At 44.6% G+C, this 11,636-nt stretch carries 13 protein-coding genes and 1 pseudogene; 6 read left to right on the forward strand and 8 right to left on the reverse strand.

The genetic code is table 11. From position 1 onward, the window contains the following. Positions 1-18 precede the first annotated feature (18 nt). A complete protein-coding gene (locus R8N49_RS09185; protein ID WP_053308033.1) occupies positions 19-414 on the reverse strand; it encodes a GFA family protein in 396 nt (131 codons plus the stop codon). A 201-nt stretch (positions 415-615) separates the two neighbouring features. Between R8N49_RS09185 and R8N49_RS09190 the strand changes: the two genes are divergently transcribed. Further along, positions 616-1,224 (forward strand): YitT family protein, encoded by a 609-nt coding sequence (locus R8N49_RS09190; protein WP_005374427.1) that lies wholly within the window; start codon positions 616-618, stop codon positions 1,222-1,224. A gap of 72 nt (positions 1,225-1,296) precedes the next feature. On the opposite strand, the pseudogene R8N49_RS09195 reads toward R8N49_RS09190, so the two are convergent. From R8N49_RS09195 to R8N49_RS09205, 3 genes and pseudogenes are all read right to left on the reverse strand, one after another. Beyond that, positions 1,297-2,115 (reverse strand): annotated as a pseudogene (locus R8N49_RS09195) (hypothetical protein). Positions 2,116-2,215: 100 nt separating this feature from the next. Next, entirely contained in the window at positions 2,216-2,698 is a 483-nt protein-coding gene (locus tag R8N49_RS09200) for a methylated-DNA--[protein]-cysteine S-methyltransferase (protein WP_005374431.1), read from the reverse strand. After that, positions 2,695-4,062, reverse strand: coding sequence for an AlkA N-terminal domain-containing protein (locus R8N49_RS09205; protein WP_085569478.1), 1,368 nt, complete (start codon positions 4,060-4,062; stop codon positions 2,695-2,697). The genes R8N49_RS09200 and R8N49_RS09205 overlap by 4 nt, the downstream gene beginning before the upstream one ends. A gap of 194 nt (positions 4,063-4,256) precedes the next feature. Here R8N49_RS09205 and R8N49_RS09210 point away from each other — a divergent pair, with 194 nt between their 5' ends. The 3 genes from R8N49_RS09210 to R8N49_RS09220 all read left to right on the forward strand — a co-directional run bounded on the left by R8N49_RS09210 (position 4,257) and on the right by R8N49_RS09220 (position 5,934). Beyond that, entirely contained in the window at positions 4,257-4,460 is a 204-nt protein-coding gene (locus tag R8N49_RS09210) for a hypothetical protein (protein WP_017633816.1), read from the forward strand. A gap of 325 nt (positions 4,461-4,785) precedes the next feature. After that, positions 4,786-5,229 carry a DoxX family protein gene (locus R8N49_RS09215; protein ID WP_005374434.1) on the forward strand — a complete coding sequence of 148 codons (444 nt, stop codon included), beginning with the start codon at positions 4,786-4,788 and terminating at the stop codon, positions 5,227-5,229. Between the two features lie 9 nt (positions 5,230-5,238). Then, positions 5,239-5,934 (forward strand): pirin family protein, encoded by a 696-nt coding sequence (locus R8N49_RS09220; RefSeq protein ID WP_017821043.1) that lies wholly within the window; start codon positions 5,239-5,241, stop codon positions 5,932-5,934. Positions 5,935-6,015: 81 nt separating this feature from the next. On the opposite strand, the gene R8N49_RS09225 is transcribed toward R8N49_RS09220, so the two are convergent. Further along, complete coding sequence (locus R8N49_RS09225) at positions 6,016-6,909, reverse strand: LysR family transcriptional regulator (RefSeq protein WP_005374436.1); 894 nt, start codon at positions 6,907-6,909, stop codon at positions 6,016-6,018. A gap of 149 nt (positions 6,910-7,058) precedes the next feature. Between R8N49_RS09225 and R8N49_RS09230 the strand changes: the two genes are divergently transcribed. Further along, positions 7,059-7,412: a DUF413 domain-containing protein gene (locus R8N49_RS09230; protein WP_005374439.1), complete on the forward strand. Its 354-nt coding sequence runs from the start codon at positions 7,059-7,061 to the stop codon at positions 7,410-7,412. A 147-nt stretch (positions 7,413-7,559) separates the two neighbouring features. Here R8N49_RS09230 and R8N49_RS09235 read toward each other — a convergent pair whose 3' ends face one another. After that, positions 7,560-7,811 carry a DUF3081 domain-containing protein gene (locus R8N49_RS09235; RefSeq protein ID WP_005374440.1) on the reverse strand — a complete coding sequence of 84 codons (252 nt, stop codon included), beginning with the start codon at positions 7,809-7,811 and terminating at the stop codon, positions 7,560-7,562. 374 nt (positions 7,812-8,185) lie between these two features. On the opposite strand from R8N49_RS09235, the gene nagB reads away from it, so the two are divergent. Then, positions 8,186-8,986 carry a glucosamine-6-phosphate deaminase gene (gene nagB, locus R8N49_RS09240; RefSeq protein WP_005374441.1) on the forward strand — a complete coding sequence of 267 codons (801 nt, stop codon included), beginning with the start codon at positions 8,186-8,188 and terminating at the stop codon, positions 8,984-8,986. Positions 8,987-9,076: 90 nt separating this feature from the next. On the opposite strand, the gene R8N49_RS09245 is transcribed toward nagB, so the two are convergent. Together R8N49_RS09245 and gltS are read right to left on the reverse strand one after the other, a co-directional pair. Next, on the reverse strand, positions 9,077-9,943 hold the full coding sequence (locus R8N49_RS09245; protein WP_005374442.1) for a hypothetical protein: 867 nt from the start codon (positions 9,941-9,943) through the stop codon (positions 9,077-9,079). 154 nt (positions 9,944-10,097) lie between these two features. Beyond that, positions 10,098-11,324, reverse strand: a complete 1,227-nt coding sequence (gene gltS, locus R8N49_RS09250; protein ID WP_017821044.1) for a sodium/glutamate symporter — start codon at positions 11,322-11,324, stop codon at positions 10,098-10,100. Between the last annotated feature and the right edge of the window lie 312 nt (positions 11,325-11,636).

The following is an 11,636-nucleotide window of genomic DNA, read 5'->3' on the forward strand; positions in this document are numbered from 1 at the left end:
CTTAACTTGCAACACAACCTAGCGGTCGGATGGATGGTTAACGCCATCCATCACTTCAATCGCTCCCAACTCATATGGGTTGACGCCCTCTAAGCAGCCGACATTATAGCCATACTCACTCGGGTCAGAACGACGCTGATGGTGCGTATAAATACCGCACTCGCCACAGAAAAAGTGCTTCGCAGTGTGTGTATTAAATTGATACTGCTTCAAGACGTCTTCGCCTTGCATAATACGAATACCGTTCAAAGGTACAGATGCGACAATCGCGCCACGACGTCGACACATAGAACAGTCACACCGTCTCGGTTTCTCAATACCATTGGGTAACGCCAGTTCCAGCTCAACTTTTCCACAGTGGCAACTCAGTCGATGTAATGTGTTGATTTGGGTGTTGCCAACTTTCTTAATCATAACTTTTCCTTGTTGTTTTTCTATCTGTGTACATTATGTTAAACAGGTTAATATCATCATAATCTCGTCCAAAAACTCGACATCCATCACTTTTCGCGACATTTTATTGGCCGATTTGTTAGTTGCTATTTTGGCGACTGTCTATCGCGTCCGTGAGACGTGTTATCTCCGGCGCGGTTTTTAAACCAAGGAAATTAATTTATGGACAAAGATCATAGCCTAAGAGAGAACCTCTTGGCTCTGACGCTCGGCAGTGCGTTAGTGTCACTTGGGGTGATATTTTTTAGCAAAGTAGGATTGCTCACTGGCGGTACGGCTGGCTTGGCGATCTTCCTAACCAAAGTGAGTGACTTCAGTTTTGGTCAGATATTTTTCGCTCTTAACCTCCCTTTTTATATTTTATCTGTGATGCGCATGGGTTGGCGCTTCACTATCAATACCTTTATTGCGGTTTCGATTGTCTCTTTTGCGGTCGATCATCTGCATCATGTGATTGAGATTTCACGAATCGAACCTTTCTATGCGGCACTTTTGGGTGGTGGGCTGATTGGAATCGGTATGTTGGTAATTTTCCGTCACAAAATGAGTTTGGGTGGCTTTAACATTCTAGCGTTGTACCTTCAGGAACGTTTTGGAGTTCGAGCGGGTAAAGTTCAAATGGCGTTAGATTGTGCCATCGTGGTGATGTCACTGTTCATTGTAGATGTGCACCTTATCGCTCTATCTGTTCTAGGTGCCATCGCAACGAACTTGATTTTGGCGATGAACCATAAACCAGGACGATACCAAGCAAAAGCGCAAGCAGCATAATCATCGCTGCATAGTCAACAACCCTAAAGCCCCCAGCCAGTCGCTCGGGGCTTTTTTCATTCAACGCTAAGATCACGTCAACGAGCTCGTTTTGCAGTGCTGCTGCATCTCTTCATCCAATTTAGCTTTATATTTCTGACTAAGATGGAAGTGTACTTGCATCAACAAGTCATGTGCGTGGAACAGCTCAAACGCGTCGCTACCATTTTGCTGACAAATAACCTCACAGCGCTCAGCATGCACTTTGGCTTCTTGCGGTTTATCTGCTTTAAGCAAGCTCATCGCTAAGCGATACTCTGCGCGCTCTTCTTGCATCCAACCCCCTGCCACTTTCCAATAGTCTAGCGCGAGTGTCGCTGCTTCTAGCATCTTCGATTTTTCCATGCACGTGCGCTCAGCCAGCGCTTCGTACTGACATGCTAAGTTGTTCGCAGTGATCGCGATAGCGCGCGCTAATGGCCCTTCTGCATCGTTCGGCGTCATTCCTAACGCTGCCTTCACCAACCATTGACTCGCCAGTTCAAGCTGAACAAGTGCAGAAAGTTCATTCGAAATCAAAGCGTAAACTCGGCGTTGTTCTTGCTCTTCCAATAATTCCATATTGTCAGTGCCATCTACGAAATAGCGCGCAACGGCAATACTGCGTTGAAATGCCAAACTCTCGGCAACCTTGCGTTCATCAAAGTGCTCTAAACAAGTAAGAAACTTTTCTGGGCACTGGAGATGCCCAATAGCGGTATGCAGCATCAATGCGAATATTCGCTCGATTTGGGTAACGTCTTCCACCTAGCTCAGAGCCGTTTCTAGCTTAGCATAAACTTGTTCGGGATTTTCCTCGTGATGCTGCCAACACTCACTCATGAAGGCATCAAAATCCGTTTTGAAAGGCATGTCCTTATTGTCCTTCTTCTATTCGTATAACGATTATGAAACTCTACACTATCGTTACCCCTGTGTAGCACGCTTAATCCCAATACGAGAATCGCCTCACTTAAAGCGGTGTACCTTGCTCCAGCGCGAGCAAACGTTGCTTGCGCTCCACTCCACCTGCATACCCAGTCAGTTTTCCGCTTTTGCCAATAACGCGATGACAAGGTACCACGATAGAAATCGGATTCTTCCCGTTTGCTAACCCAACAGCACGCACAGCTTTAGGGTTACCTATCGCATTCGCGAGATCTTGATAGCTCCACGTTTCCCCATATGGAATGGTCGTTAGTGCCTGCCAAACTTGATTTTGAAAATCAGTGCCTGTCGCTGCAAGGGGTAAGTCGAATTCGTTGCGCAGACCAGCAAAGTATTCATCCAGTTGGGTGACAGCTTGGCGCAAAACCGGATGCTGCTCGTCTCGCACCCCCAGCTCACTCGGCTTAGTGGTGCATGTTTCAAACCAAATGCCAAGTAAGCCCTCAGCGTTCGATTGGATAGTCACCGTTCCTAGTGGACTCGGCATTTCGGTATAAAATGTTTTCATGATTGATTCCATAAGTGAAACGTCGCGTAGCTTCCCCAAGGGGCCGCAGTGTGCGTATTCAGTGATGGGTAACGCTGCATCGCCTTTTTCACCACTAAGTCTTTATCTAGAAAGCAATCGGGTTGAGATTGCCCTCGCAGTTGAGCATAACTGACGGTCCAAGGTCCAATGCCTTTCAAAGCTAGCCAGTGCTGGGGGTCAGCTTCTGAGTTGTCCTGCATAAACTGGGCGAAGCGCACTAGCGTCTCTTTACGGCTTTGCGGCATGCGCAAAAAGCTCACGTCGGCGTTCGCAATATCACTGGGAGTCGGGAAAAAACGTTTTTCTGACTCTCCACTAAGTGTGGCCACCAATAAGTTAAGTTGACCAATCGCAGCTTTAACCGACACCTGCTGGCCTAAAATCGCTCTAACCCCTGCTTCCCATGCATTCCATACACCAGGAATACGAATACCTTTACTCGACACGAGCCCAGGCGCGACATACTCCAAATGCTGCTCAACAGTACAAATATCAGCGTCAAGATCGAACATACGACGAATGTCAGACACCAAATTTTGCAGCTTCGTTACGTCTTCAATTTCAAACGCCAGTTCTAAGTATCCTTCACCTTTTGTCGCTTTAAACCAGGCTTTGCTGTTATCCAAAAAAACGTTGCGCTGATAACTCTCATCACTCACTAGCTCAACCCCCTCAACCGCTCGCAAACGATAGAAGTCCAACATGTGCGACCAATTCAACTCACCTCGATAAGGTAAGGCAATTCGATTGCAACCCGCACCATCAAACTCTTTACGGCGTACTTGAGAAGGCGTTAGTTTGAGAAACTTTTGAAAAGCATCGTTAAAGCGGCGCGTACTGTTAAAACCTGATGCAAACCCCACGTCGGTGACCGACATAGAGCTGGAGTGAAGCAACTGTTTGGCGAACATTAGTTGCTGATATTGCGCATACTGCTTGGGTGACATACCTAGATACTGCTCAAACAACATACGTAAGTAACGGTCAGAAATCCCAACACGCTCAGCCAACTCAGACACCGAATGGTGATGCAACTCCCCTCTATCAATTAACGAAATCGCTCGTTGAAAGGTCGTCTCGACACCTTTCCATGCCCAAGATCCAGGCGCGCTGTCAGGTCGACAACGTAAACACGGACGGTACCCTGCTTGAAGGGCTTGCGTCTTATCAGCGAAATACTCAACATTTTCTTCTTTAGGCAAATTTGCCGGGCAAATCGGACGACAAAAGATTCCCGTTGTTTTTACCGCCACATAAAATCGCCCATCAAAACGACTGTCTCGCGCGACTCGCGCCTTGTGACACTGCTCGAAGGTCAGTGAGGTATGGGGGTGAATAAACATAGTGCTTTCCTTGCTCATGCCTTTTGTCATTTATTGTTCATAGGCATCGTTCAATATAGTGTTATTGTAGCTTGCTTAAGCGCCCACAATTAGCCATTTTCGGAACTCAATATTGAGATTTATTGGCATTAGCGTTTTTGTACACTAAAGTTAGATCCAGAACATCACAACAACGTCGGCTAAAGGGAATTGGCATGGACTTACATACTTGCGTAATTGTATTAAGAAACCAAAAGGTTATTACCAGTAAATCCGTAGATCATTCTATTGGAATTATCGAACGAGACTCAGATAACGAGATCTCAGAAATTCAGATTAATGCGACGGATGGACGTAATATTCGAACTTATCACTACAACAATGTAGAGGAGTCATTAGAGAGCTTAATGAACCTCTGACGGTTTTCTTTAACGCACCTTTCTCCCTTGTTAAAAGCGAAAGCAATAGAGCACAGTACATGTGCTCTTTTTTTGTTTAACAGCAAAAATGTTTATCGAAAATAATGACAGACCTTGATTTAAAACAGACAATAATCGGCAAATAAACACTCGAATATAAAAATCAAGACATTGATTTAAATAAATAAAAACCAAATATTCAATTTTTTAGAACGAGTTTATCAAAATCCTCCCGTTATTTTTATATTCGCCTCTACCTAAACTGTTCTCAACAGCACGGGAGCACACGCTTCCCACTCATTGAAAAGAGTCAGAGGACAGAATCATGAAAGCACTATTACAGAAAATTACCACATCAAACGCAGGTTACAGCGCACTATCACTTCGCGTTCCAATCGGCATTATCTTTATGGCGCACGGCGCACAAAAACTATTTGGCTGGTTTGGTGGCTACGGGCTAGAAGGCACAGGTCAGTGGATGGCATCTATCGGTTTAGGTCCTGGCGTGCTCATGGCGTTACTTGCGGGCAGCGCAGAGTTCTTTGGCGGCTTGTTCATTTTACTTGGTCTGCTAACTCGACCAGCAGCGGTTGCTTTGGCGTTCACGATGGTGGTAGCGATATTCTCTGTCCACTTTGAAAATGGCCTGTTCATGGCAAACAACGGTTACGAGTTTGGCTTAGCATTACTGGCAGCAAGCGTTTCTCTGGCGTTCTCTGGCGCAGGTAAAGCAGCGTTAGATAACTTCTTAAACAAAAAGCTCTCTTAAGGAGGCCTTATGATTACGGTAAGACATGCGGCAGACCGAGGTCGAGCAAACTTTGGCTGGCTTGATAGCAAACATACGTTTTCTTTTGGTAGCTACTACGATCCTCAACATATGGGCTTTTCTGAGCTGAGAGTCATTAATGACGATGTAGTCAAGCCTGGCGCGGGTTTTGATACACATGGCCACCGTGATATGGAGATCATCAGCTATGTGTTGGAAGGTGTTATCGCACACAAAGACAGTGAAGGTAACGTCAAAACACTACCTGCAGGTGAATTCCAACTCATGTCGGCAGGGAAAGGGATTTACCACAGTGAGTACAATGCATCGAACCAAGATACGCTGCGGTTTCTACAGATTTGGATTCAACCGAACACATTTGGAACCAAACCAGGTTATCAGCAAAAAGATTTTGGTCGCAATCCTGGGTTAACGACTATCGCAACTCCAACTGGAGAAAACGGCACGCTACTTATTAAGCAAGATGCGACTTTGCATCAGTTAATTCTTGAGCCAAGTAGCGAACTAAACTTTGAGATTGAGTCGGGCCGAAATCTATTCATCCATCAAGTGACTGGGAGCCTTAGTGTCGACAATACCACTTTGACGGCTGGCGACGGCGCGAAGGTTGAACACCAGAGTAAGGTTGTTTTGCGCAATACATCAAACGAAAGCACAACAGCCCTGTTGTTTGACTTACCATAACTATCGATTCATCGAGATAAAAACAAAGCCGCCTTGATTTCTCAAGGCGGCTTTTTCGTTTTTCTGACTTTTCATTCAACGCTATTCGTCGGAAGTGCCAGAACCAATTTGCTGAAAACTGTAAGCGGTCAGTGGATCGATCTCTTTGACAATTTCTTCCACTTGCTTAATCGCGTCTACAGACGAGCTAGCTTTACGATAGCTCAAATAGATAGGGCGACACCAATCTTCTACTCCAGACACCTTGTGAAGCTGCCCATTAGCGATAAATGGCTCCACGAGAGAGATTGGTAAGTACGCGGCTCCACCCTTCTCTAAAATAAAGTCCAATGCGATACGCGCTGTTGAAGTGCGTAAATATGGAGCCGGAATCTTAGGGTGACGTTCAGAATGCTCTGAGGAGAAACGCGTCCCCCAGTCAACGTACACATATTTGTTTTCGAAAACGGTGTCTAAAGAATCTTTCTCAGTTGATACCAGAACGAGAACAACATCTGCCACTTTTTTACAGTTAAGCTCATCAGCTTTGATCTGATCGAACGCAAATGCCATATCTAACGTGCGCTCTAGCAAGCTACGACTGAGCATCTCACGTCCCATCACTTCTGCCATGAAGCCATAACCACCAAACGAATCTGTGACGACACTTAAACAATTCTGTAAATAAGCGTCCCAAATGTTTGGCGTGCCACCTAACGTTAGTTGCAGCGCTTTGCCATCTTCAAGCGATAATTCTAGCTTCGCTTGTTGCAATGTAGTGACCATTACCTCGGCATAGCTGATTAAGCGCTCACCTGCAGAGGTCAACTTTATGTTATTTCGATCACGAATAAACAATTGCGTATCGAAGTAACTTTCCAATTGTTTGATACGTGCGCTCACAGCGGCTTGGGTAATATAAAGGTTCTCAGCAGCACGTCCGAAGTGACGAACTCTTGCCAGCTCTAAAAATGTTCGAAAGACTTTTACATCCATAAACCATCTCCTGGTTAATATAAAACCAGATTAACAACTAATTAAAATCATGACGACAAAAAAGTTTTGTTTTTCTTTTGTTAGATTTAAGCCTAATTTTCGCCGTAAGTTCACTACATTCATCAATAACGGTTACAGAGGCTGTTGACATGTCTGACACTGAATTCCGTCATGGCAAAAAACGTTTTTACGATAACGTAAAATTCCCACGCGGCTTTGCAAAGTCTGGCGATTTTACTCTTTCAGAAGAGGAAATCCTAACAATTTATGGGGATACAATGCTTGGCTTAGAGTCAGGCGAATTAACACCTGAAAACAGCGAAGAGAAACACTTCATCAAGGTGTTAGAAAACCCGGGCAAAGCAAAAACAAAACTTGAGCGTACGTGGCTAAAGTACACCCAACTTGCTCGTGGTCGCAAGCGCTTCCATACGCTAAATGGTCGTAACAAGCCTGACGCCACAGAAGAATACATTGAAGAGAGTTTGGTTGAAGACGATTAATAACCAATAACCTAGTTCTCGCCTTTTTCTAGCAGTAGGCGAAAGCTCGTTTGACTTTACTGAGCGAGCAAGACAAGCTCATTTCTTCTCCTAAAGCCCAAGGGGGCATTCTCCCAAGGGCTTTTTTAATATTTGGGTGATGACCGTTTACTTGGCGAGCGTCGCAATCTTTTTCAGAAAGCTCTCTTTCAAATGCTCTTGGTCATATTCCAAGTGATAGGTGTTGTGGAAGCCAATTTTTAGCTCAACACCATTCCCTCTTAAGAAAACGTTGTACCCATCGTAGTCAGAAAACGCTTCTACACCTTCATACATTTTACCAAATTCGGTTGGCGTACCGTTGTTCATCACACATTCGTAAGCCTGTAGTACTTTGCTCGGATCTAACTCATTTTTCATACCGAATTCCTCACTGGTTTACACATTTCAATTATGGTTAAAGAATGAGCGCCATGCCATATCTAACCCATAATATTTGAAGTTCGTGTGCGATTTCGCACTCTGTAGGTTGTTAAAAAACAAGGTTAAGTGCGAAGGCAGAACTTAATTTAGATCATAAATTTTATCTATTGATTCGTCAGTTTCATAATGCAATTTCTTTGTAAAAAATCGTCTTATAAAAGCATTTAGATATAAAAATCGTCGACAAAACCAACATTGGTTAAAGAAAAAGCAAAATTTTGACCTAAAACAATAGCAGTTCGCCATTACTTATTTTATAATGCGAATTAATGTTTCAGTACATCGTCAATTCCAATAACTAGGGGCACAAAATGAGACTTATCCCGTTAACTCGAGCAGCACAAGTAGGTAAGTGGGCAGCTGCGCATATCGCTAAGCGTATCAACGACTTTAAACCTACTGCTGAGCGTCCATTCGTTCTGGGTCTACCAACTGGTGGCACTCCTCTAGCAACCTACAAAGCCCTAATCGAGCTTTACCAAGCCGGCGAAGTCAGCTTCAAAAACGTCGTGACTTTTAACATGGATGAGTACATTGGCATCCCTGCGGATCACCCAGAATCTTACCGTTCGTTCATGTACAACAACTTCTTTAATCACATTGATATTCAAGAAGAAAATATCAACCTACTGAACGGTAACACAGACGATCACGACGCAGAATGTAAGCGTTACGAAGACAAAATTAAGTCTTACGGCAAGATCAACCTGTTCATGGGCGGCGTGGGTAACGACGGTCACATCGCGTTCAACGAGCCAGCGTCATCTCTTTCTTCTCGTACTCGCATCAAGACCCTCACTGAAGACACTCGCATTGCGAACTCTCGCTTCTTTGACGGCGATATCAACCAAGTGCCTAAATACGCGCTGACTATCGGTGTTGGTACGCTTCTAGACTCAGAAGAAGTGATGATCTTGGTCACTGGTCATAACAAAGCTCAGGCACTTGAAGCAGCCGTGGAAGGTTGTGTAAACCACCTATGGACAGTTTCTGCTCTTCAACTTCACCCTAAAGCGGTGATCGTATGCGACGAACCAGCTCAACAAGAACTGAAAGTGAAGACAGTGAAGTACTTCTCTGAGCTAGAAGCAGAAAACATCAAAGGCTTTTAACCCATAGGATGGCAGCCTAGAAACACACTAAAAATACAAAACCCGTGTTGAACACGGGTTTTTTCTTATCTGAACAGCGGGCTTAAGTCGTCAATAAGCTTTAATACCAAACTGACGAAGACGCTTAGGAAGCACTTCATCCAACTTGTCTAGTTCACTCGGTTCGACTTCGATAAGATTGAAATGATGCTGCTCATAAACAGTACGAATGGTCTCACGGTCGGCCTGAGCCATCTCCCCATCGTCACTTCCCCAAAATTGCAAATAGACTTTGCCACCTGGCAAGTAAAAATCGCTAGTGACATCTTGGTCAATCGGCAACTGACGCTCATAAGCGTGCACAACACCAGCCAAGTACAGCCAGTTGTCGATGAGCAACTCCCCCTTAGAGCGCACGTAATGCCCATCTAATGTTCGGTGCTTGGCTTCAAATTTTTGGCGAAAGCTTGAGTACGATTTATCCGTAGAATGTGACTCCGCGTCTTGCCCTAAAAACTCAATGACAGACTGCTTAAGACGCTTGTTACGCAGCACCACATCGTGCCATACGACAAAGGTATTTTGTGTTTCTTTATCGGTTCTTTGCTGCCCACCAGCGCGCACACCAGCTTCTGTGACACTCCATCCCTCTTCGGATTTGGTCAACCAACCCAGTTCACTCAAAAGCTGGTTCATGCGCTTCGCATTCAATTTCAGCTTTTCACCCAGTTGTGTCGCGCTCAATGTTTTCCCTGAGCTGGGAGTCAGCTCAATATGTAAGTTGGTCGGCCAAACGATGAACTGGCCAAATTTAGGGTGATCCACATACTCACCGCCAAACTTTGCCCCTTCTTCGGTCAAAATCCACTTTTCATCTTGGCGAACGATGTAGCCTGCACGTTTGAGATCGGCAAACAGCAGCTTAGCTTCTACCTTGCGCATTTTCGCTAATGCCGACGTCGATATTTTTTCAGACATGTGGGTACCTCATGCTGCTGCAAAATTGAACACTATGTCGTCATAGTAACGCATTGATTTCACGGCTTGAAGTCAGGCAAACAAGATTTCGTGTTACAAATAGCAAAGCCAGCGTATAGGTGCTGGCTTTGTTATTTCGGTAAAAAAGCGAATGTTATTTAATAAAAGCGATGCATCCTTGCAAAATCACTAAATTCACAATGTCGATGAAGAATGCACCGACAATTGGAACCACCATAAATGCTTGTGGTGATGGACCATATCGACTCACGATGGAGCCCATATTCATGACCGCAGTCGGTGTAGCACCTAACCCAAAACCGCAGTGTCCGCTAGCGATCACCGCCGCATCGTAGTTGCCTCCCATCATGCGGAATGTTACGTAGTAAGTGAACATCGCCAACACTGCCGACTGAATAGCAAGAATAATAAGGAATGGGATCGCAAGATCGAAAATATTCCACAATTTCAAACTCATCAAGGCCATGGCAAGAAATAGAGATAGTGCAACCGTGCCAAGAATATCAACGGTTTCTAAATCAGCCTTGCGCGCCTTCGTCACTTCCATGATGTTAGTGATAACAACACCAATAAACAGCGCATAAACAAAATCGGGAATCATTAACCACTTGATGTCAAAACTGCTTACCCAACTCTCGAGATACTTCGCGCCTGTCACGCAAAGTAGAATGATGGACAAGCTTTCAACGACTCTTTTCGCTGTGACACGATCTTCCTCATGTTCGTTGTACGTCACCAGTTCAGGGAAACTCTGATGACTTTGATTGGTGCGTCCGTATTCCGATTCCAAGTTGTGTTTGTTTAGTAGCTTTTGTGCAACAGGGCTGCCAATAATCCCGCCCATCACCAAGCCAAATGTAGCAGAAGCCATTGCCACCTCTAGAACATTATGCAAACCATACATTTCTTGAAAAGTTTGCGACCACGCAGCTCCAGTTCCATGTCCGCCAGAAAGCGTAATGGATCCGGCGATCAACCCCATGAGTGGATCTAACCCCAACGCTGTTGCTAAGGACACGCCGACCGCATTTTGGATAAGAATGTAGACCGATGCCACAACTAGGAAGATGAAAACCTTCGCACCGCCTTTAATCAGTTGGGTGTAATTTGCCGCTAAGCCAACGGTTGCAAAAAACATCAGCATAAAGACGTTTTGCAGTGGTAAATCAAAGGAGACATCCACACCATTTAAGTGCATCGTCGTGATTACGCAAGCGACCACTAGACCACCAACAATTGGCTCTGGAATATTAAATTTTTTTAAGGTTGGTAACTTGGTATTGATGAACTGCCCTAAAAACAACACGCAAATTGCGACGAGGAACGACTCCTGTGGGCCGATAGATATTACCTGATTCATGAGACCTCTTTACTCTACTCTTTCTCATTCATTGAGCACGAGCTCAACGTGAGATAGGTGCCTAAGCCAGTCAGATTGCCTCTCGAAACTTTTGTTTTCTAGGCCTCTTTGACCATCAATTCTCATCAAGTAAGAAATAAGCAGACCTAAAATTATGTTAATTATCATTCAGTGAGAATATTCATTTAAAACAGGCGATAAGTGTATTGATGGGAAGAGAAAAACAACACTTCTCAACTTATGAGAAGCAATTAATTTCCATATAAAACAAAACCTCAAAACAACGACCACATAGGTGGATATTTAGAGCGA

This window comes from Vibrio sp. 1978 (assembly GCF_033344345.1).

Coding starts and splice junctions, on each gene's coding strand:
- R8N49_RS09185 (WP_053308033.1), bottom strand. CDS start 414: ATGATTAAGAAAGTTGGCAACACCCAAATCAACACATTACATCGACTG.
- R8N49_RS09190 (WP_005374427.1), top strand. CDS start 616: ATGGACAAAGATCATAGCCTAAGAGAGAACCTCTTGGCTCTGACGCTC.
- R8N49_RS09200 (WP_005374431.1), bottom strand. CDS start 2,698: ATGAAAACATTTTATACCGAAATGCCGAGTCCACTAGGAACGGTGACT.
- R8N49_RS09205 (WP_085569478.1), bottom strand. CDS start 4,062: ATGTTTATTCACCCCCATACCTCACTGACCTTCGAGCAGTGTCACAAG.
- R8N49_RS09210 (WP_017633816.1), top strand. CDS start 4,257: ATGGACTTACATACTTGCGTAATTGTATTAAGAAACCAAAAGGTTATT.
- R8N49_RS09215 (WP_005374434.1), top strand. CDS start 4,786: ATGAAAGCACTATTACAGAAAATTACCACATCAAACGCAGGTTACAGC.
- R8N49_RS09220 (WP_017821043.1), top strand. CDS start 5,239: ATGATTACGGTAAGACATGCGGCAGACCGAGGTCGAGCAAACTTTGGC.
- R8N49_RS09225 (WP_005374436.1), bottom strand. CDS start 6,909: ATGGATGTAAAAGTCTTTCGAACATTTTTAGAGCTGGCAAGAGTTCGT.
- R8N49_RS09230 (WP_005374439.1), top strand. CDS start 7,059: ATGTCTGACACTGAATTCCGTCATGGCAAAAAACGTTTTTACGATAAC.
- R8N49_RS09235 (WP_005374440.1), bottom strand. CDS start 7,811: ATGAAAAATGAGTTAGATCCGAGCAAAGTACTACAGGCTTACGAATGT.
- nagB (WP_005374441.1), top strand. CDS start 8,186: ATGAGACTTATCCCGTTAACTCGAGCAGCACAAGTAGGTAAGTGGGCA.
- R8N49_RS09245 (WP_005374442.1), bottom strand. CDS start 9,943: ATGTCTGAAAAAATATCGACGTCGGCATTAGCGAAAATGCGCAAGGTA.
- gltS (WP_017821044.1), bottom strand. CDS start 11,324: ATGAATCAGGTAATATCTATCGGCCCACAGGAGTCGTTCCTCGTCGCA.